Genomic DNA, 19,817 nt, shown 5'->3' with positions numbered 1-19,817 from the left:
GCGGCCGCCGGGGCCTAGCCGAAGAGTTCCTCGGCTTCCAAATACCGTGAAACCGGCACTGATTTGGTGGTCCCCAAGGCGGCTTCCAGGCCCACGGTAGTAATGTCCGTTCCGCGCAGGGACACCATAGTCCCCCATTCTCCGGCCGCGGCTGCCCGGACGGCTGCCATTCCCAGACGGGTTGCCAGGACCCGGTCAAAAGCAGTCGGCTCGCCGCCACGTTGAATGTGGCCAAGAACGGTTGCGCGGGTCTCGATTCCCGTAAGGTCCTGCAGTTGCTGTTCCAACAGCAACGCGATGCCACCGAGGCGGGGGCGGCCGAATGTGTCCAGTCCACGCGGCGAGTACGGTGCGTCCCGGCCGGCAGGCACAAACGCCTCGGCGACAACAACCAAGGGCGCCCGGCCGCGCGCATGCGCCGAATTGACCCATGCGGCAATCTGGTTCATAGTCACTCGATGCTCGGGAATGAGTATGGCGTGTGCACCTGCGGCCATGCCCGCATGCAGCGCGATCCACCCGGCGTTGCGTCCCATCACCTCAGCAATCATGCACCGATGATGCGACTCACCCGTGGTGCGCAGCCTGTCGATCGCTTCAGTGGCCGTCTGGACTGCGGTATCGAAACCAAATGTGAAGTCGGTAGCGCCCAAGTCATTGTCAATGGTTTTCGGCACCCCGATGACGTTGATCCCTGCATCCGACAGAATCCTGGCCGCAGCCAGGGTGCCCTCTCCCCCTATCGCAATCAATCCCTCCAATCCATTGCGCTGCAACGAGTCGGATACAGGCGCGGGGCTGTCCGCCTTCAACGGATTTGTCCGTGACGTGCCCAGGATTGTTCCGCCGAGTCGTGAGATTCCGCGAACAGCCCGCCGCGGCAACGGGATGACGTCGTCCTCCAGCACGCCTCGCCAGCCGTCGCGGAATCCAACGAATTCGACCCCATGGGTCAGGGCTCCTCCCAGCACCGCCCCTCTGATGACAGCGTTCGAGCCCGGGCAGTCGCCACCGCTTGTCAGGATGCCCAATCGGTTCATTGGCTATTGCTCCGGCGTGTTGACTGCATTCGGAAGCTTCGGGTGTCTCCACACGCCAACATCACGGTTTGGCCGTGGACCGTGACCCTTACCGGTGGTGCGGCGCCCGGGGCAGAGAATATTCTGATGCGTCCATCTTTCAGTTGGATGTCCATGAAGTGTCCCCTGTAGGTCACGTGGAAGGAGACCGATCGAAGGCCGTGGGGCATGTTCGGCGTGAACGACAACCCCATCCGGTCCAGCCGCAGGCCAGCGAAGCTTCTCTGGACCACGTCTATGGTGCCAGCCATCGCTCCCAGATGTATACCCGCTTTAGTGGTGCCGTGCTGGGTGTCATCAAGGTCAGCGTCTAGGGCTTCCCTGAAACTCTCCCATGCACGTTCCGGGTCCAAGGCGGCCAGTACAGAGGCGTGCGCGACCCTGCTCAAAGTCGAACCGTGCGCCGTTCTCGCCAAGTAGTACTCAATCGTTCGATCCAACTGTTGCGGCTGCAGGGCGTAACCCAGCCTGCCTAGAAACGAAATGAGACCTTGGCGTCCCATGAGGTAAGGCAGCATGAGAACGTCGGCCTGTTTGGCCAGCTTGTATCTGTTGACATCGTCTCCCTCTGCTTCGAGGATGAGGTCCAACCGCTCAATGTTGTCGTACCGTTGGCGGTACTTGTCCCAGTCCAGTTCCTCCAGCCGGTCATAGCCGGCGAATTGGCTGATGATTCCATCCTTGGTGAAGGGCACAAACATGGCACGGGACAGGCGGCTCCACCGGGCAACTTCGTGTTCCGTGACGCAAAGGCGTTCAAGGAGGTCGGCCAACTCATGACCCGAGAAGGTATCGGGAATCCCTGCTGCACAGGCACAGACCCACGCAGCCATCACGTTGGTGTACGCGTTGTCATCGAGGCCGGGATTCCTGTTTCCAGGCAACCGCGTGTGGTACTCGTCCGGTCCCACTACCCCACGGATGTGGTAGCGGTGGTCCGCGGAGTCGTACTCGGCGACAGCGGCAAAATAGCGGGCAACTTCCACCACAAGGTCCGCCCCTTTCCTCGAAAGCCACGCCAAGTCGTTGGTGGCCTCAAAGTACTGCCACGCGTTAAAGGCCACAGCAAGCCCCACATGCCTTTGCAAGTGCGAGTGGTCCGGCACCATACGTCCCGACCTCGCGTTGTACAGCCACCGCGGAGTTTCTTCAGTACCGTCGCTCCCGCTTTGCCACGGAAACCTGGCACCGGGTAGACCGCCGCCGGCCGCAGCCTGCCGGGCCGCGGGGAGCCGTCGCCAACGGTAGTCCAACAAGGCCCGCGCCACGTCAGGTGTCCTCGACGTGAGAACGGGAAGGACGAACAGCTCGTCCCAGAAGACGTGGCCCCGGTACCCTTCACCATGCAACCCCCGTGCAGGCACGCCAACATCAAGTTCGCTTGTATGCCGCGTCAGCGTTTGCAGCAAGTGGAACAGGTGGAGATTCAGGACCAGCTTTACCTGTGCCGGAGCATCCAATTCCACCTTGAACGGGCGGATCGTCCGCTGCCACGCCGCCTCATGGGCCCGCAGGAGCTTGTCGAAATCAGTGCCGGCCCTTACAAGGCACGCGGCGGCCGCCGTGCCAGCCGAGGAAATAGGCCTATCCCGGGAAGTCACTACGGCCACGATCCTCGTCACCGTCACTGCTGCACCGTCGGAACAATGGCTTTCGAAAGTCCGGAAGTGGAAAGCCCCCTTGCTCCCCGGAATCCCCTCGATGCCGCCGACATCAGCGCGAAGACCCACGCCGATCCGAATCTGGCTTTGGCTGGTTTCCGCTTCCACCATCAGGGTGTTCGCTTGATCGGCGCCCGCTCCGTCAAAGGTTGTCCGGTCAGTCAAGTGTTTCCGGCCCGTCAAGGGTGGTTCGGGAAGGTTTGCGTTGCGTACGCCCACATCGACACCCACCCGGATTCCAATCAATCCACTCCAACCCAGTGGCGTTATGCGGGTCTTGAGGGCCATCAGGTGGGGATCGGCCATGGAGACGAGTCGCGCCTCGCTGACTTCCAGGCGCCGTCCGTCGGGTGACTCCAGGACGAGACGCCGCGCGAGGACTGCCTTGTCCATCTGAAGTGTTCGTCGCTCATGGATCACCCGCAGCCCGTCACGAGACCACCAGGAACCGCCTTCCAGCCGCAAATCCATCGGGAGGCAATCGGGCCCGTTCACCATGTGTTCCTCGAAGACGGTCTCCTGACCGACTCCGGACGGGACACGATTGAACACCCCGGCAAGATACATCCCGGCATACCGCGTGGTCCGGTTGGATTCCATCACGGCGCCGCGGACGCCCATGTAGCCGTTCCCGAGTGTTGTCAGTGCCTCGCGATGCCCCTCGTGGTCCGGATCGGTGCCCTCGAAGATCAGCTGCCACGGCTCACCCATGACCAGCCCAAGGTCAAGTTCACTGACGTCGTTGAGCACTACGCTCGCGCCAGCGGCTTCGAGTTGGTTCCGGATTCCCCTGCGATCAATCCCCACCACCAGCCCGAACCCGCCCCGATGGGCGGACTCCACCCCCGCAACAGAGTCTTCTATGACCACTGCACGCGTTGGCGGGACGTTCAATCGGTGGGCGGCTTCAAGGAAGACCTCGGGCGAAGGCTTGCCGGGAAGGCCCATCGCGGTGGCTGTCGTCCCGTCAAGGACTACGGCGAAGGTATCTTCCATGCCGGCCGCAGCCAGGACGGCAGTGGCATTGCGACTTGAGGTCACCACAGCCGTTGGCACCCCCGATGCCTTCAAACCCGCCAGGAACTGGACTGTTCCGGGGTAGGTTTTGACACCGTCAGTCCGTAGACGCGCCAAGTAGGCCTTGTTTTTCAACGCCCCCAAACCGAAAGCGGTCCACTCCCCTGTGGGGTCGCTTGGTAGTCCCGCCGGTATTCGAACACCCCGGGACGCCATGAGATCCATCAAACCTTGTTCGCGGGGCTTTCCGTCCAGCAATCCGAAGTAGTCGCCCGGTTTAAAGGCGCGGCGGTCGGCGTCCGGCGGAAAGCGGGGATCACGAATGATCGCCTCATAGGCGTCCTTCCAAGCCGCTTGATGAACAGTCGCAGTGGTGGTCACCACCCCGTCCAAGTCAAGAATGACGGCATCATAAGGGGGCCTGGCCGCTGCAGCGGTGGGTGATCCCTTCATGTGACGCTGTCCTCGGCCGGCCGCTGTTCGGCCGCTGCGATCATCGGCAAGGTGCGGAGGAAGGTGTCCGGGTTCAATGAGATCGAGTCGATACCCTCGTGGACCAGGAACCCGGCGAAATCGGGGTGGTTGCTTGGCCCTTGACCGCACAATCCGATCTTGATTCCCGCACGATGTGCTGCCTTGATGACTTGGGAAATCATTGTGGTCACGGCGGGATCCCGTTCATCGAAAAGCCCGGCCAACATTTCCGAATCCCGATCGACGCCCAGAACCAATTGGGTGAGGTCGTTGGATCCCACTGAAAAGCCATCGAACATCTGCGCGAATTGTTCTGCCAGCACGACGTTCGAAGGCACCTCGCACATCATGTAGATCCTGAGCCCATTGCTGCCTCGCACCAGACCGTTGTCCGCCATGACATCCATGACCGTCTCCGCCTCGTGAATCGTTCGGCAAAACGGGACCATGACAATGATGTTGGTGAAGCCAATAACGTCCCGGACGCGCTTCAAGGCCCTGCACTCCAGCTCGAAACCCTCCTTATACTCATTGCTGTAATACCTGGAGGCGCCCCGGAAGCCCAGCATGGGGTTTTCTTCGGGGCGCTCGAAGTATTGGCCTCCCATCAGGTGCGCGTATTCATTGCTCTTGAAATCGCTGAGCCGTACAACCACGGGCTTGGGATGGAACGGAGCCGCGATCTTCGCAATTCCTGTGGCCAGGACCGAAACGAAATACTCCTCGGGACTTTCGTAATTGGCGGTCAGCTCACGGATCGACGCGGCTGTATCCGCATCAGTGATCCGCTCCGGGTGCACCAAGGCCATGGGATGAACGCGGATCAGATTGTTGATGATGAATTCCATCCTGGCCAAGCCCACCCCAGCTACCGGCAGCCGCCACCAGCGAAACGCGGCAGAAGGGCTGGCAACATTGATCATCACGTCAGTCCGGGTGGCCGGAAGCGTTCCCAAGTCCACTTCTTCGACGTCGAACTCCAGCAAGCCCTCATAAACCCTGCCTTGCTCACCTTCAGCGCATGAGACCGTCACTTCTGAGCCGGGCTTGAGGACTCCCGTGGCGTTTCCTGTTCCAACAATTGCCGGGACCCCGAGTTCCCTGCTGACGATGGCAGCGTGGCTGGTGGGGCCACCATGATCCGTGACAATGCCCGCAGCACGCTTCATGACGGGGACCCAATCGGGGTCCGTCATCTGCGTAACCAGAATGGAGCCATCCACGAACGATTCGATATCCCCCGCATCCCGGATGACACAGACGGGGCCCTGGGTGATCGACTCGCCCACCGCCGCACCGGTTGCCAGGAGCCTCCCAGGGCGCCGAAGGTGGTGCATGCGGAAACTGGAGGCAGACCGTTGGGCTTGGACAGTTTCCGGACGCGCCTGGACCATGAACAGCTCTCCCGTGACGCCGTCCTTTGCCCACTCCATATCCATGGGACGGCCGTAGTGCTCTTCCACAGCAGCGCCCCACCGTGCCAGCTGGAGTATCTCCGAATCCGTCAGGACCAACGAGCGCTGTTCCTGCTCGCTCGTGGCTACGAGCCGGGTCCGGGCACTACCACCCTGCCCGTAGACCATCTTCCGTTCCTTGGCTCCAATATCGCGTTGGATCACCGGTACCAGCGACGGATCGCCCAGGAGCGGCTTGAAGACCTGATACTTGTCAGGGTTGATGGTTCCTTGAACAACCGTCTCCCCCAGACCCCAGGCCGCGCTGATGACGACGCTCCGCGGAAAACCGGACTCAGTGTCAATAGAGAACATGACACCGGAGGCCCCGACGTCGGAGCGGACCATTCGCTGTACGCCTACTGACAGCGCCACGTCCAAGTGCCCAAAGCCCTTGATCTCCCTGTAGCTGATGGCCCGGTCAGTGAACAGGGATGCGTAGCACTGCCTGCAGGCCTCCAGGACGCCACGCTCGCCGGAAACGTTGAGATATGTTTCCTGCTGGCCGGCAAAGCTCGCGTCCGGCAAATCCTCTGCCGTCGCACTGCTCCGAACAGCCACCGCAAGCTGTTCCTGGCCTGCGCGTTCGCACAGCATGCCGTAACTCTGCTGAACGCTGCGGGCGACGTCCGGCGGGAATTCGGCCGATAGGAATGCTTCCCTGATGATGCTCCCGGCCTGCCGCAAGGATGAGCCTCCGGAACGGTAACGGTCCAACGAATCACTGATCACCGATTCCAGGCCGTTCGCGGAAAGGAAATGGCGGTAGGCGTCAGCAGTGGTGGCAAATCCATCAGGTACCTTCACTCCCGCGGACCGAAGAGACCTCGTCAACTCACCCAGTGAGGCATTCTTACCGCCCACGAAGGGGATGTCCTGGATGCCTGAATCTTCAAACCACATGATGTGGGCGCTGTTCAACGAAGCCTCATGTGCTGAATACATGCCTTGATTCTGGACGCACGGGCGCAGGATGGGGAGGGTCTTTGGTCCCCCGGGCCCGTTGTGACTTTTGGCCCTGTTTCGCATGCTGGCAGCCGCCCATGCTGGAAAAGAGAGCAGGAGGCAAAACCATGGAACTATCCAACTTCGAGAAGCTGGAATTGGACAAGATCGCGCGGGGACTCGAAGAAGACGACCCCAGGCTGGCCACCCTCATGAGCATGGAAGATCTGGGACGAATCCGTTGGAAGTACGCCATTCGGGGAGCCCTTGTCGGTCTCTCAGGACTGGCCTTGCTGCTGGCCGGCGTCGCGCTGGGTGAACCAGTGCTCGGAATAACCGGCTTCATGGTGATGGGCGGTGGCACCTACTGGGCAACGCTCTTCATGGATGCCCGTCCCGCCCGCAGGAAAACCGCGGCCACGAGGCTCCACCAGGGAAGAGACAGGGAAACACCATGAAAGCAGTCGTTGTCTACGACTCCGCTTATGGGAATACGAAGGCCATCGCGGAGGCCGTGGCGGCCGGTCTGGGAACGACCAACGCAAGGACAATGCCGGTCGGAAAGTTCGGCCGCGGGGACGTTTCGGTTGGCGACCTGTTGGTCGTGGGGAGCCCCATCAACGGCTGGCGGCCAACGCCCAAGACCCTGGAAGTTTTGGCCGCTCTTGGGACCCAGGGACTTTCCGGGATTCTCGCAGCTTCCTTCGACACCAGAGTCAAGTTGTTCATCCACGGCGATGCAGCCAAAAAGATCTCCCAGCAACTGAAAAAGGCCGGCGCAACGCTGGTCAGCCAGCCCACGCCCTTCTACGTCAAAGGGACGGAAGGCCCCCTTTTGGCCGGCGAGACTGAGCGCGCACGGACTTGGGGCGGGGAGCTTCTTGCACAGATGAAATCCCATGCAACCAGAAGGAGCGCCTGATGGCCGGTCGTTTGGACCCCAGCAAGATCATCGTCGGTGTCGATGGTTCCAAAGCGTCGGTAGAAGCCTTGCGCCAGGGCCAGCATCTGGCCCTGGCACTCAATGCCCCTCTGGAGGCATGGGGCTGCTGGGAGCTTCCGTTGGGATACGAAGGCTATTTGGCCATGGGCATAGACGGCTTTGCCCATGATGCCGAGCAACACGTGGCGGATGCCCTCAAGGAGGCTTTCGGGGCGGACTTGCCAAAGAACGTCAGTACACGGCTAGTTCAAAGCTCGGCCCGGGCCGCCTTGGTGGAAGGCAGCAAGCATGCAGCGCTCGTTGTCGTCGGCCGCCGTGGACACGGTGGCTTTGGTGGCCTCCTTCTTGGTTCAGTGAGTTCCGCAGTCGTCGCACACGCCCACTGTCCCGTCGTCGTCGTCCATTCACGCGAACCCGCCACCTGACATGGAACCGGACCAGAAAACGCGGCTTCCAGCCCAAAGGCCTGCGGCTCCTGAACCGGCAAGCCCACGTGCGGTGATTGAGTGCTCGGGCCTGAGCAAAGCCTTCGGACGCAAAATTGCCCTCGACGCGGTCAACCTGAGCGTCCCTGAAGGCTCGATCTTCGGTTTCCTTGGCCCCAACGGCGCAGGAAAGACCACACTGCTCCGCATCATGACGGGCCTCTCCCGTGCTACATCCGGCGGACTTCGGATACTCGGCATGGACGTCGGCGCCGAAGCGCCCCAGGTCCGTCGCGAAGTTGGCTACCTCCCTGACGTTCCGGCCTTCTACGACTGGATGACAGCTTCCCAAACCCTTGAGCTCGCCGGCCGGCTGTGCGGGCTCAAGGGCAAACTTCTTGCCGATCGGGTCCAGGAGCTGTTGGGCTTTATGAGGTTGAAGGGAAACAACCAGGCAATCGGGAAGTACTCACGGGGAATGCGTCAGCGTCTGGGTGTGGCGCAGGCCTTGATAAACGCCCCCAGGCTACTTTTGCTGGACGAACCCACCAGCGCGCTGGACCCCGGCGGACGAAGGGAACTCCTGGAATTCATCGGCGGGCTGCGGGGGCAGACAACGGTGTTCTTCTCAACCCATATCCTCAGCGATGTGGAGCGTGTTTGCGACTCAGTGGCCATCCTCGACAAGGGCAAGGTCCTCTCCCAATCCTCAATGGACGAGCTTCGGTCCAGGCATGGACAACAGACAATCGCAGTGGAGGTCAATACCGGAGCCGAGAGGCTCGCCCAAGCAATCGCCGGAAGGAAGTGGACCATATCGGTGCGCCCCGGTCCGCGGGGGGAAATCCTCGCGCGCGTATCGGATGTGGCTGCAGCCCAGCACGAGATCCCCGCTCTGGTCAGTGAGCAAGGTACCGGCTTGGTGCGTCTGGAAAGCGCCGAGATCAGCCTGGAAGACATTTTCCTCGAACTCGTTGGAGAACCGGTGCCATGAACAGCTTCCCAGTCCTCGCCCGGAAGGAAGCCCAGGAGATAGTACACACGTGGCGTATATGGGTGCTTCCCGCGATGGTGATCTTCTTTGCCGTCACCGGCCCGCCCCTGGCCCGGATCACTCCTGAGCTCCTGGGATCACTTACGGCCGGGACCCCGGGGTCGATCACGCTTCCCCCGGCAACGTTTGCCGACGCTTACGGGCAATGGGTCAAGAACCTGTCCCAGATCATCCTGTTCGCCGTCATCATCATGTACGGCGGAATGGTCTCCACCGAGGTCCGCGAAGGCACCGCCGCTTTCGTCCTCACCAAGCCTGTGCGCAGAAGCACGTTCATCACTGCCAAGGCAGCCGTTCATGGGCTCTTCCTCGCCATCGCGTTTGGCCTGGGCACCTTGGCAACGTGGCTGGTCACCCAATTGGTGTTTGGCGACGCACCCGCCGGCCGGCTCTGGGGCCCGGCGCTCCTGCTCCTCCTCTTCACACTGGTGATCCTCGCCTTTATGGAACTCTTTTCGGTCTTGATTCCGGCCCCGGCAGGGGCCGCCGGGGCCGGACTTGGCCTGTATGCCCTCCTCGCAGTGGGCGGAGCATGGGACCCGTTGGCGAGCTATTCTCCGGCAGGGGTCCCCGGTCTGGCAGCCGCCATAACGGCGGATCAAGCACATCCTTCGCCGGTCTGGCCTGTGATCACCGGGCTCGCTGGCATAGCGGCCGCTGTCGCCTTGGCCACGCTGGCTTTCAAAAGGAAAGAACTGTAGCGATGACGAAACCAGCCTCAATCGCAATGCTCGTCGTCGGCATCGTTTTGTCACTCTTGGGACTCGTCGTCACCACTGGAGGGGCAGCGGCTGCCTTATTGGCCTCGGGCCAAGGCGATGAGGGCTACTTCACCTCGCGCACGGAACGCTACACCGTGGCATCGTACGCGTTGGTCTCTCCACACCTGGATGCCATCGGCGAAGGAACCCCTGAAAGGCTCCCCTTCGACGTTGGCACACTGAGGCTCAGGGCAACGCCGGCCGAACCTGACGGCCGGGTTTTCATCGGCATCGCGCCACAATCCGATGTTGATACCTATCTGAAGGGAGTCCACTATACGGAGCTGCAGGAAGTGAAGTTCCAGCCCTTGCGCCCCGTCTACCGGGACATCCCGGGGTCGTCAACTCCGGCCTCACCCGATAGTCAACCCATGTGGGCCGCCTCAACTTCCGGTCCGGGACAACAGGAACTCACATGGAACATATCCGCAGGCAGCTGGACTGTGGTCGTCATGAATGCCGATGCAAGTGAGGGTGTTTCCGCCGATCTCCAGGCAGGCTTCCGATCAGAGCTCATTAAGCCTGCGGCAACGGGCCTGCTGCTCGCCGGGACTCTGGCCCTCGTCCTGGGCGTGCCGTTGTTGGTAGCAGGCGCCGTAGGCCTCGGCAGGCACGGCCGCGCCACATCGCCAGTGCCCCAGCAGGCACCCTTCGTCGCCGGGCAACAACCGGGAGCCGCAGGGACCATTGTCTATCCGGTTCGCTTGGGAGGCCATGTGGATCCGGCCTTGGCACGTTGGATATGGCTGGTCAAATGGTTCCTTGCGATTCCGCATTTCTTCGTGCTGTTCTTCCTTTGGTTTGCATTCGCGGTGACCACCGTTATCGCGTGGTTTGCCATTCTGTTCACGGGCCGGTACCCGCAGTCACTCTTCCACTTCAACGTGGGCGTCCTGCGGTGGACCTGGCGTGTGGCTTTCTACGCCTACGCTGCAGGCGGAACGGATCAATACCCACCGTTCACACTTGCACCTGCCAACTACCCTGCTGACCTGGACATCGACTATCCGCAGCGTCTTTCCCGTGGACTTGTCCTTATCAAGTCCTGGTTCCTGCTCATCCCGCACTTGCTCATTGTCGGAGCCATGACTGGCACGGCGACGTGGTCGTGGCGCTCGCAGGACGGACCCGCCGGTGTGGTGGGCGACCGCGGCGGAGGATTGTCGCTGCTTGCCCTGCTGGTGCTTATTGCCCTGGTGATGCTGCTGTTCACCGGCAGGTATCCCCAACCTCTTTTTGCTTTCATCATGGGCCTGAACAGATGGGTGTTCCGCGTCATTGCCTACGGCGCGCTCATGCGTGACGAGTACCCTCCATTCCGGCTTGACCAGGGACCTGATGAGCCGTACGTGGCCCGGGCTCCGGATCCAAACCAACAGGACGGCCACCCGTGACCGGGAACGGCCTGCCGCCCAGGCGTAAGGCTCGACGGCGGATGGTCGCCGTCGTGCTTTTGGTTGCCCTGGCGGTTATTGCGGCCGGCCTGACGCTGATGATCAGCTTGAGGCCAAACGGATCTCCGGGCGCCGTGACGCAGACTGCATCGCCCGAGCCAGATGCGGCAAGTACCCCAGCCAGTCCTACGCCTCCTACCCCCGACGCGACACCAACCACGACACCAACCACGGAGCCATCTCTGGTTCCCCCACCGGAACCGTCACCCACCGTTCCCGGAACCACGACGGCCGCGCCGCCTGCCCTCCCCTTTCCAGAGCCCCTCCTTGGACAGGACATCACGTCGATTCCAGGAGCAGGAAAACAGATCGCCTTGACCTTCGACGGCGGTGCCAATGCGGCAGGACTTCAGAGCATTCTGTCCACGCTCGAGCGGGAGAACGTCCGGGCGACGTTCTTCCTGACAGGAACCTGGGCAGCGGCCAATCCGGACGGCGTGGCCCGGATAGTGGCATCCGGGCATCGCCTGGGCAACCATTCGATGACCCACCCGGCTTTCACCCAGCTCACGGACCCGATAATCGCCGACGAAATCGGACGCGCCGAATCGGCCATCGTTGCTGCAGGTGGTTCACCCCGGCCCTTCTTCCGGTTCCCTTTCGGAGACAGGGACGCCCGGACCATCAACACAGTCAACGGCCTCGGCTATGTGCCCGTGCGTTGGAGCGTGGACACCCTCGGATGGCAGGGAACCAGCGGCGGCATGACCCGTGAATCCGTACTCCAACGGGTCTTGGGGGGTTTGCAGCCGGGCGGCATCGTCCTCATGCATATTGGTTCGAATCCCGACGACGGCAGCACCCTGGATGCAGACGCTTTGCCGTTAGTCATTGAAGGGACACGGTCCGCCGGATTTGGTTTCGTTACCCTCGATGCGCTCTTGGCCGGCTAGTCCAAAGGATGCGCCCCGATGAAGAACGGCATCCAGACAGCCCACCACAGCCTGCGCGCCCATGAGGTAGTGCTGCTCCTGGAAGCCGACGCGTTTCGCGGCCTCAAGGTTGATGAAATTGCGGGTCGGAGGCAAGCCTACGGACTGAACGTGCTCCCGCGCAGTGCCCGAAGCGGGATTCTGCGCGCCACGGGCCGTCAGTTCAACAATCCCTTGGTCTATGTGCTGATTGCTGCGGCCATCGTGACCCTGGTTCTCGGTGAGTTTGTGGACACCAGCGTCATTCTTGGAGTTGTGATCGTCAACGTCGTGATCGGACTCATCCAGGAAGTCCGTGCAGAGGCGGCGTTGGAGGCATTGCGCTCTCTTGTGGCTACGCGCAGCGTCGTGGTCAGAGGGGGCCAACGCATGGAGGTAGCCTCCGAGTATTTGGTGCCGGGAGACCTCGTATTGCTGGAAGCAGGCGACAAGGTTCCCGCGGACATCCGGCTGGTACGTGCTTCCGGTCTACGCGTTGACGAGTCCGCCCTGACGGGGGAATCCGAGGCAGTGAGCAAAGACGAGGTCGTCCTACCGCTCACCACACCCGTGGCCGACCGCCGCAACATGCTCTATGGAGGTACCCTGGTCACCACCGGCAACGGCTCCGGAATCGTCGTCGCCATTGCCGGCGAGACGGAACTCGGGGCGATCCAGCGGCTCATGGGGGCGGTCACTCCGGCACCCACTCCCCTTACCAACAAACTGGCCTCATTCAGCATGAGACTCACTGTGGCAATCCTCGCGTTGGCTGCGCTTGCCTTCATCATTGGCGTGGTCCGGGGCCAACATCCCGCCGGAATGTTTACCGCCGCTGTCGCCTTGGCGGTCGGCGCCATACCCGAGGGACTGCCAGCTGCCGTCTCCGTGACGCTGGCCATTGGAGTGAGAAGGATGGCCCGCCGACGTGCAGTGGTCCGTCGGCTTCCTGTGGTGGAGACCTTGGGGAGCACCACAGTTATCTGCTCGGACAAAACCGGCACGTTTACTGAGAACCAGATGACAGTGACCGCGCTAAGGACGCCCTCCTGCCACTATGAGGTCACAGGAACCGGATATGGTCCTGCGGGAGCCATCGCGGCTCCTTCCCCGGTGCAACCTGCAGTTCCTGCGGCCGCCGGTGACGCTGCGCTACGTTGGTGCCTTGTGGCCGGTGCTGTCTGCAACGATTCCGCAGTCTTCCAGGAAGATGGGCAGTGGCATGTGCGGGGTGACCCTACAGAAGCGGCCATGATCGTGGTTTCGGGCAAGGGCGGGGTGGATATCCAGCGCTTCATTTCCTGCAATCCCAGGCAGGGCACCCTCCCGTTCACGCACGAACGCCAATACATGGCAAGTTTCCATAAGGACGCTGCCTCGGAAACGGGCAGCCTGCTTCTGGTCAAAGGAAGCCTTGAACGTGTTTTGGAACTTTCTTCCAGCCACATGGGCAGCGACGGCAGCTCCATGCCGCTCGACGGGCGGACCATCAGCGAGGCCGCTGAGGAACTTGCCGGACGTGGCCTCCGGATACTGGCAACAGCCATGAAGCGCCTGCCCGGAGCACCGGAAATCGACGCCACGACACCGCTTGAAGGACTCGTGTTTACGGGGTTTCAGGCGATGTACGATCCTCCGCGGGCTGCAGCCGCAGGTGCTGTGCGCTCCTGCCGGGACGCCGGCATTGCCGTGAAGATGATCACGGGCGACCACCTTGGAACCGCCATCGCTATCGCCGAAGCCGTTGGTCTTGACAGCGTAACAACCCCTAAAAGAGCCCTTGCGGGCACCGACCTTGAAGGCATGGGCGAGGAAGAACTGGCGGCCGCGGCGGACAAGGCGTCAGTATTCGCAAGGGTATCGCCGGAACTGAAACTGCGCCTTATCGATGCGCTGCAAAACAAGGGGCACGTCGTCGCCATGACAGGAGACGGCGTTAACGACGCGCCCGCACTTCGGCAGGCCAACGTCGGGATCGCTATGGGCCGGTCAGGAACGGAAGTCGCCAAGGAGGCATCTGACATTGTGCTGACCGATGACAATTTCGCGACCATCGAAGCCGCAGTCGAGGAAGGCCGGAATGTCTTCGACAATCTGGTTAAGTTCATCACCTGGACCCTCCCGACCAATATGGGAGAAGGCCTGGTCATCCTGGTGGCCATTGTCCTGGGCTCGACGCTCCCAATCCTGCCGACGCAGATTTTGTGGATCAACATGACGACGGCTGTTGCCCTTGGGCTCATGCTCGCCTTCGAACCGAAGGAACCCGGTCTCATGTCCAGGCCTCCGCGGGATCCGGGCCAGTCCCTGCTGACCTGGACCCTGATGCTCCGCATCCTGCTTGTTTCCGTCCTCCTCGTGGGTGGTACCTGGTGGATCTTCGAATTCGAGACAACCCATGGATCCACGCTCGATGAGGCGCGCACGTCAGCCGTCAATCTCTTTGTCATGGTGGAACTCTTCTACTTGTGCAGCTGCAGGTCACTGACGCGCTCCGTGTGGAAGCTGCCCCTTTTCAGCAACCACTGGCTTGTTGTGGGTGTTGTCATCCAAGCAGCAGGACAAGCGGCACTTACCTACCTGCCGTCCATGAACGACGTGTTCCACTCTGCTCCCCTGTCATGGGAAGCGTGGCTGCGCATTCTCGGAGTCGCCCTCCTGGCGTCCCTGGTTGTGGCATTGGACAAGCACTTTCGTGGCAACATCATTTAGGAGGAAGAAATGACCATTGTGCTGCTTCTGATCGTTCTTGGCTTTGTAGCCATGACATCCATTGCCGGTGGTGCGGCCCTGGCGCTTGGATCCTGGCTGGGTCCGGAACGCCTCGGTCTGCCCGCCGAGATACAACTGCCGGCTGAGTACCTGGAGGGCTCTCCCTTCAGCACATACCTGGTTCCCGGAATCCTGCTCGCATGCGTCGTGGGCGGCCTCCATACGGCTGCCTTCGTCCTGCTCCTCAGGCGCAGTTCCTTGGCCAGTCCGGCAACCACCATCGCTGCCTACTCCATCCTGGTATGGATCTTCGTGCAGATGTCCCTGATACCGTTCAGCGCGTTGCAAGCCGTCTACTTCGGTGCAGGCCTCGCAGAACTGGGACTGCTGCTCCTTCTCCTTGGTGCCGTTCCTGGACTTGGCCGGCAAAACGGTATGCGGGGGGGTGGGACAGGACGGACCGCGCGGCAGGACTTTGGGCCCTGTTGGGCGCAACCGTGCCGCCGTAGGATCGCCGCATGACCGACAAGAACATAGTGCCTGAGGCAGAAGTACTCGAAGCCGATGATTGCTGGAGGCTTCTAGGTGAAACGAATGTTGGGCGTCTCTCCGTGATCGTGGATGGCCACCCTGACATCTTTCCGGTGAATTTCGCCGTGGACAACCGGACAATCGTCTTTCGGACCGGAATGGGGACCAAGCAGCAGGCCATGGAAGACGACGCCGTCGTCGCGCTTGAAGCCGACTCGGTAAGCGCCGAGTTCGGCATGGCCTGGAGCGTCGTAGTGAAAGGAGTTGCCGGGGAGGCAGGGTCGGGCGGTCCCGCCTTGGACGAAGTCAGGCGTTCTCTCTTCCCATGGCAAGGAGTAGGCCAGGACTTCCTCTACCGGGTAGTTCCCCAGTCCATCACCGGCAGGCGGTTTGATCTCTCGGCTCCCATGTCGCTGCAAACCCGGCTCGACGACGCTACCCGCGCCGGCTTGGAATAAGTCCGGCCGGGATCAATGGAGCGGGAACCCGCACCCCCTCTCACTGGAACGGCTCTTACGGCGCGCAACCTCGTCAAGCGGTTCGGTGACCTGACCGCCGTCGACGACGTCTCTTTCCAGATCCGGCCCGGCGAAACATACGGGCTACTGGGCCCCAATGGCGCGGGCAAGACGACCATCATTTCCATGGTGGCCGGGCTGTTTCCCCCCGACTCCGGCTCAGTAGACGTGACCGACATCCGGATGGGCCCGTCCAGCCTAGGAGCCAAACGGCATATAGGGCTTGTGCCCCAGGAGCTCGCAATCTACCCGGACCTGACGGCTGAGGAGAACCTGAACTTCTTCGGACGGCTACAAGGCCTCCGCCGCAAAGACCTGAAGTCAAGGGTGGCCCTAGTCCTGGACCTCCTTGGATTGGGCGAGCGGGCACGCGAACAGACCAAGAAATACTCCGGCGGAATGAAGCGACGCCTGAACATAGGTGTCGGTCTGCTCCACCGCCCCCTCTTGTTGATCCTGGATGAACCCACCGTGGGTGTGGACCCGCAGTCACGGAACTCGATCCTCGAAGCTGTGGCGCAACTCTCCACGGAGGGAACGGCAGTCCTCTACACCACGCACTATATGGAGGAAGCTGAGCGGCTATGCGATCGGATTGCCATCCTGGACCAAGGCAAGGTCCAGGCAGAAGGAACCAGGGATGAACTCATCACCCTGACTGGAGGCGTGGACCGGATCAACCTGATCGGCACCGGAAGGATGGTCGCAGCCGCAGAGTCCCTAAGAACCGTGCCGGGCGTCCAACAGGTCAGCGGAGGGGGACTCTCAGGGCTGACCCTCACCGTCACGGACGGTCCCGCCCTCCTGGCCTCAATCATCACGAACGCCGCCACCGCCGGCATGGCAGTGACCTCGGTGGAATTAACCCGCCCCGACCTTGAGTCTGTCTTCCTTCACTTGACCGGCAAGGCCCTGAGGGACTGATCGTGAGAGCCCTCGTGACCATGGTCGGAAACGACTTCCGTCAGCGGCTCCGGGACAAAACCGTGCTCATCTTCTCGTTGCTGGTTCCCTTGGCCCTCATGGGCGTCCTTAGTTTGACCTTCGGCCGGCTGGGAAACGACAGCGTTGAACTACAGCCCGCAACGGTCGTTGCAGCGTCCGAAGACAACGGACAACTCGGCAGCATTCTGCTGGACAGTCTCGACTCCCTGGAGACAATGGACGTTTCCATCCACCGTGTGCCTGCCGAGGAAGTCAGCCCGGAGACGCGCAATGGCGGCGCCGCGCTGGGCATAATGATTCCGGAGGATTTCACCACGGCTGTGACGTCAGGTGAGGAAACCACCATCCGCCTCATCGAGGGCAATGGCTCCCCGTTGGAGACGAGCGTCTTGATTTCAGTGGTCACCGGCATAGTGGACCAGTTCAGTGCCGGTTCCGTTACCGCGATCGCAGGCCGGATCGCCGGGCTTTCCCCTGAACAGGCGGCCGAAACAGGCAGGACGTCCGCGGCCGGACCGCCGCAGCTCGCCTTGGCAGAAGGATTCGCCCCGGCGGAGCAGCTCTCATTGCGTGCCAGCCTGGTGGCCGGCCAAACAGGGCTGTTCCTTCTGTTTACTGTGGGCTTTGGAGTCCTGGGACTCCTGACCGAGAGGGAGCAGGGAACTTTGGCAAGGATAAGGTCAACCACCGCACCGTCATGGACGGTCGTCACGGCAAAGGCGGTGGTCGGGTTTCTGCTTGGTGTGGTGGCCAGCGCTGTCTTGCTCACCAGCGGCAGTTTCCTCTTCGGCGTGAACTTCGGTTCACCACTGATCGTGGCGCTCCTGGTAACCGGGGTTTCGGCAGCCGCTACCAGCCTGACGTTCATCGTTGCGCGGCTGGTCCGTACGGCCGAACAGGCGAACGTAGCCCAATCCATCCTTGCCATGGTGCTGGGCATCGCCGGTGGAGCCTTCTTCCCCATCCAGTCCTCGGGCTTCATGGCCGCGATCATGGACCTGAATCCGGTGGGTGCATTCATCCGGGGGCTGGGCATATCCGCAGGTGGTGGGGGCATAGCTGAAATCGGCGCACCCCTGGCTGTCATGTGGGGATTCGCGGTGGTTTGCACTCTGGCTTCCCGTTTCCTGCCTGACCGCGGGGCAGCGGCATGAGCCCCGTTGCAGCCATAGCCGGCCTGGAAGTTCGCCGTTTCCTGAGGGATCGGTCGAACATCTTCTTTGTCTTCATCTTCCCGTTGCTCCTGATCCTGTTGTTGGGGTCCCAGTTCGGATCCAGCGCCGCATCGACACGTGTAGCAATAGCGGGTGGAGCGGGAACCACCCTGGAAAAGGCCCTCGCTGAACAGCTGACCTCAGATCGTTTGCAGGTCTATTCGGGCTCTCCCCAAGCGATACGCGAGGAAATCAGCAGAGGAAGGACCGACGTCGGGCTCTTCATCAGCGAGCAAGCGGCACAAGCATTCGACGACGGTGTCCAGGCACACATGGAGGTACTGACCGCATCGCAAGCCTCCGGACAAGCGGCCCTCCAAAAGGTGAGGGCATCCGTCCAAATCGTCAGTTCCAGGCAAAGCCAACTGTCAGCCTTGATGAAGGCAGGGCTGACGGGCGACGCAGCGCGTGCCGCGCTGGAGCGGTCAAAGGAGCAGGTCCATGCCCCAACCATCGATCTGGTGGATACCGGCGACGTTTCCCAGGAATTCCGGGGACTCGGGCAATTTGACCTCGGTGCTACCCAGCAGCTGCTGCTGTTCATTTTCCTCAGTTCCCTGACGGGAGCTGTCGCGCTTATCCAGGCGCGGCGGTTGGGCGTTGTTTCACGCACGTTGGCAGCACCGTTGTCGGCCCGCCAAGCGGTCTCGGGCCTGGCGCTGGGCAGGTTCGGGATCGCTGTCGTCCAGGGCATCTACATCCTTATCGGGACAGCCCTCCTGTTCGGCGTCGATTGGGGCAACCTATGGCTCACTGCCCTCGTGCTGGCGGCATTCAGCGCTGTGGCCGCCGCAGCGGCGATGGTGATCGGTTCACTGCTGGATCACGACGGCGCGGCGACAGGTCTGGGTATCGGTGCGGGCCTGGTACTGGCCGGGTTGGGCGGGTGCATGGTGCCGCCCGAGTTCTTCCCCGAACCGCTAAACACGATATCCAGCTTAACGCCGCATCGCTGGGCTTATGAGGCGCTCGCTGACATCCAAAGGCATGATGGAACGTTGGCCGACATCATGCCAAGTGTGGGTGTCCTGGTTGCATTGGCAGTGGTCCTGCTGGCCGTGGGCGCCCGAATTTTGCTTCGAAGCCTGGGCCGGGCGCTGTGACCCCGGATCTTCCTCCCGATGCCGTGGCCTTTTTCGACGGGTCATCCCAAGGACTGGCGTCCACTGCTTAGGTTTTAGAGTCCTTCGGCCCTGTCGTTTGCAGCACCGTCAGGGAAATCTGGAGACATGAGCACCATCGATCCGCAACCGAGAATGATTAAGACATCCGAGCAGCCCACCGCGGTGCTCCGCGAACGCGTGCCAATGGCCAACCTGACAGAGTTCTTCGGCCGTGCCTTCGGTGCTGTCATGGCCGCTGCCCAGGCCCAGCACGCCAGCCCCACAGGCCCTCCTTTTGCCCTGTACCACGGCATGCCTACCGACACAGTGGATGTTGAGGCAGGGTTTCCCGTGACCCCGGACTTCTCCGCTGCCGGGGACGTCATCAGTGGCCTGCTGCCGGGGGCAGACGCTTTCGAGGCCGTCCACAAGGGTCCCTATGACACGCTGGAAAGGACATACGCCTTGATCCTCGAGCGGATGAGTGCTGAAGGAATGACGCCCTCGGACACGATGTGGGAGTTCTACCTAAGTGACCCGGAAAGGGAACCGGACCCCGGCAAATGGCAGACACGCGTCGTCTGGCCCGTGGTCGGAGAAGTGCGGGCAGGCTGAC

The 19,817-nt window shown here is 61.8% G+C and carries 17 protein-coding genes; 14 read left to right on the top strand and 3 right to left on the bottom strand.

Annotated elements, in window-relative coordinates:
- Positions 1 to 14: 14 nt before the first annotated feature.
- From LDN90_RS11240 to ppsA, 3 genes are read right to left on the bottom strand one after another with little or no spacing between them, the layout of a single operon-like run.
- Positions 15 to 1,040 carry an ATP-dependent 6-phosphofructokinase gene (locus tag LDN90_RS11240; protein ID WP_223949121.1) on the bottom strand — a complete coding sequence of 342 codons (1,026 nt, stop codon included), beginning with the start codon at positions 1,038 to 1,040 and terminating at the stop codon, positions 15 to 17.
- Positions 1,037 to 4,210, bottom strand: a complete 3,174-nt coding sequence (locus LDN90_RS11235) for an HAD-IA family hydrolase (protein WP_223949120.1) — start codon at positions 4,208 to 4,210, stop codon at positions 1,037 to 1,039. Before LDN90_RS11235 ends, LDN90_RS11240 begins: the two co-directional genes overlap by 4 nt.
- Positions 4,207 to 6,630 carry a phosphoenolpyruvate synthase gene (ppsA, locus tag LDN90_RS11230; RefSeq protein WP_223949119.1) on the bottom strand — a complete coding sequence of 808 codons (2,424 nt, stop codon included), beginning with the start codon at positions 6,628 to 6,630 and terminating at the stop codon, positions 4,207 to 4,209. The genes LDN90_RS11235 and ppsA overlap by 4 nt, the downstream gene beginning before the upstream one ends.
- 128 nt (positions 6,631 to 6,758) lie before the next feature.
- On the opposite strand from ppsA, the gene LDN90_RS11225 reads away from it, so the two are divergent.
- The 14 genes from LDN90_RS11225 to LDN90_RS11160 all read left to right on the top strand — a co-directional run bounded on the left by LDN90_RS11225 (position 6,759) and on the right by LDN90_RS11160 (position 19,816).
- Positions 6,759 to 7,088: a DUF3040 domain-containing protein gene (locus tag LDN90_RS11225; protein ID WP_223949118.1), complete on the top strand. Its 330-nt coding sequence runs from the start codon at positions 6,759 to 6,761 to the stop codon at positions 7,086 to 7,088.
- Positions 7,085 to 7,552, top strand: coding sequence for a flavodoxin domain-containing protein (locus LDN90_RS11220; RefSeq protein WP_216923614.1), 468 nt, complete (start codon positions 7,085 to 7,087; stop codon positions 7,550 to 7,552). The genes LDN90_RS11225 and LDN90_RS11220 overlap by 4 nt, the downstream gene beginning before the upstream one ends.
- Positions 7,552 to 7,998, top strand: coding sequence for a universal stress protein (locus tag LDN90_RS11215; protein WP_216923613.1), 447 nt, complete (start codon positions 7,552 to 7,554; stop codon positions 7,996 to 7,998). The genes LDN90_RS11220 and LDN90_RS11215 overlap by 1 nt, the downstream gene beginning before the upstream one ends.
- A gap of 1 nt (position 7,999) precedes the next feature.
- A complete protein-coding gene (locus LDN90_RS11210; protein ID WP_223949117.1) occupies positions 8,000 to 8,992 on the top strand; it encodes an ABC transporter ATP-binding protein in 993 nt (330 codons plus the stop codon).
- Positions 8,989 to 9,753 carry an ABC transporter permease subunit gene (locus LDN90_RS11205; RefSeq protein ID WP_216923611.1) on the top strand — a complete coding sequence of 255 codons (765 nt, stop codon included), beginning with the start codon at positions 8,989 to 8,991 and terminating at the stop codon, positions 9,751 to 9,753. The genes LDN90_RS11210 and LDN90_RS11205 overlap by 4 nt, the downstream gene beginning before the upstream one ends.
- A gap of 2 nt (positions 9,754 to 9,755) precedes the next feature.
- Entirely contained in the window at positions 9,756 to 11,207 is a 1,452-nt protein-coding gene (locus tag LDN90_RS11200) for a DUF4389 domain-containing protein (RefSeq protein WP_223949116.1), read from the top strand.
- Positions 11,204 to 12,160: a polysaccharide deacetylase family protein gene (locus LDN90_RS11195; protein ID WP_223949115.1), complete on the top strand. Its 957-nt coding sequence runs from the start codon at positions 11,204 to 11,206 to the stop codon at positions 12,158 to 12,160. Before LDN90_RS11200 ends, LDN90_RS11195 begins: the two co-directional genes overlap by 4 nt.
- An 18-nt stretch (positions 12,161 to 12,178) precedes the next feature.
- Positions 12,179 to 14,890: an HAD-IC family P-type ATPase gene (locus LDN90_RS11190; protein WP_223949114.1), complete on the top strand. Its 2,712-nt coding sequence runs from the start codon at positions 12,179 to 12,181 to the stop codon at positions 14,888 to 14,890.
- A gap of 9 nt (positions 14,891 to 14,899) precedes the next feature.
- Entirely contained in the window at positions 14,900 to 15,412 is a 513-nt protein-coding gene (locus LDN90_RS11185) for a hypothetical protein (RefSeq protein WP_223949113.1), read from the top strand.
- Positions 15,409 to 15,879: a pyridoxamine 5'-phosphate oxidase family protein gene (locus tag LDN90_RS11180; RefSeq protein ID WP_216923607.1), complete on the top strand. Its 471-nt coding sequence runs from the start codon at positions 15,409 to 15,411 to the stop codon at positions 15,877 to 15,879. Before LDN90_RS11185 ends, LDN90_RS11180 begins: the two co-directional genes overlap by 4 nt.
- A gap of 15 nt (positions 15,880 to 15,894) precedes the next feature.
- The gene (locus LDN90_RS11175) at positions 15,895 to 16,863 is read left to right on the top strand and encodes an ABC transporter ATP-binding protein (RefSeq protein WP_216923606.1); all 969 of its coding nucleotides are present in this window, start codon (positions 15,895 to 15,897) and stop codon (positions 16,861 to 16,863) included.
- A gap of 2 nt (positions 16,864 to 16,865) precedes the next feature.
- Positions 16,866 to 18,038: an ABC transporter permease gene (locus LDN90_RS11170; protein ID WP_223949112.1), complete on the top strand. Its 1,173-nt coding sequence runs from the start codon at positions 16,866 to 16,868 to the stop codon at positions 18,036 to 18,038.
- Positions 18,035 to 19,201: an ABC transporter permease gene (locus LDN90_RS11165; RefSeq protein ID WP_223949111.1), complete on the top strand. Its 1,167-nt coding sequence runs from the start codon at positions 18,035 to 18,037 to the stop codon at positions 19,199 to 19,201. Before LDN90_RS11170 ends, LDN90_RS11165 begins: the two co-directional genes overlap by 4 nt.
- A gap of 126 nt (positions 19,202 to 19,327) precedes the next feature.
- A complete protein-coding gene (locus tag LDN90_RS11160) occupies positions 19,328 to 19,816 on the top strand; it encodes a GyrI-like domain-containing protein (RefSeq protein ID WP_223949110.1) in 489 nt (162 codons plus the stop codon).
- The last annotated feature ends 1 nt before the right edge of the window (position 19,817 follow it).

Source organism: Arthrobacter sp. NtRootA1 (assembly GCF_019976975.1).
GTDB classification, from domain to species: Bacteria; Actinomycetota; Actinomycetes; order Actinomycetales; family Micrococcaceae; genus Arthrobacter; species Arthrobacter aromaticivorans.
Note: the sequence above shows the minus strand (reverse complement) of the source record. Positions and strands in the feature narration are given on the sequence as shown.

Coding starts and splice junctions, on each gene's coding strand:
- LDN90_RS11210 (WP_223949117.1), top strand. CDS start 8,000: ATGGAACCGGACCAGAAAACGCGGCTTCCAGCCCAAAGGCCTGCGGCT.
- LDN90_RS11215 (WP_216923613.1), top strand. CDS start 7,552: ATGGCCGGTCGTTTGGACCCCAGCAAGATCATCGTCGGTGTCGATGGT.
- LDN90_RS11200 (WP_223949116.1), top strand. CDS start 9,756: ATGACGAAACCAGCCTCAATCGCAATGCTCGTCGTCGGCATCGTTTTG.
- LDN90_RS11240 (WP_223949121.1), bottom strand. CDS start 1,040: ATGAACCGATTGGGCATCCTGACAAGCGGTGGCGACTGCCCGGGCTCG.
- LDN90_RS11220 (WP_216923614.1), top strand. CDS start 7,085: ATGAAAGCAGTCGTTGTCTACGACTCCGCTTATGGGAATACGAAGGCC.
- LDN90_RS11165 (WP_223949111.1), top strand. CDS start 18,035: ATGAGCCCCGTTGCAGCCATAGCCGGCCTGGAAGTTCGCCGTTTCCTG.
- LDN90_RS11180 (WP_216923607.1), top strand. CDS start 15,409: ATGACCGACAAGAACATAGTGCCTGAGGCAGAAGTACTCGAAGCCGAT.
- LDN90_RS11185 (WP_223949113.1), top strand. CDS start 14,900: ATGACCATTGTGCTGCTTCTGATCGTTCTTGGCTTTGTAGCCATGACA.
- LDN90_RS11160 (WP_223949110.1), top strand. CDS start 19,328: ATGAGCACCATCGATCCGCAACCGAGAATGATTAAGACATCCGAGCAG.
- LDN90_RS11235 (WP_223949120.1), bottom strand. CDS start 4,210: ATGAAGGGATCACCCACCGCTGCAGCGGCCAGGCCCCCTTATGATGCC.
- LDN90_RS11175 (WP_216923606.1), top strand. CDS start 15,895: ATGGAGCGGGAACCCGCACCCCCTCTCACTGGAACGGCTCTTACGGCG.
- LDN90_RS11205 (WP_216923611.1), top strand. CDS start 8,989: ATGAACAGCTTCCCAGTCCTCGCCCGGAAGGAAGCCCAGGAGATAGTA.
- ppsA (WP_223949119.1), bottom strand. CDS start 6,630: ATGTATTCAGCACATGAGGCTTCGTTGAACAGCGCCCACATCATGTGG.
- LDN90_RS11225 (WP_223949118.1), top strand. CDS start 6,759: ATGGAACTATCCAACTTCGAGAAGCTGGAATTGGACAAGATCGCGCGG.
- LDN90_RS11190 (WP_223949114.1), top strand. CDS start 12,179: ATGAAGAACGGCATCCAGACAGCCCACCACAGCCTGCGCGCCCATGAG.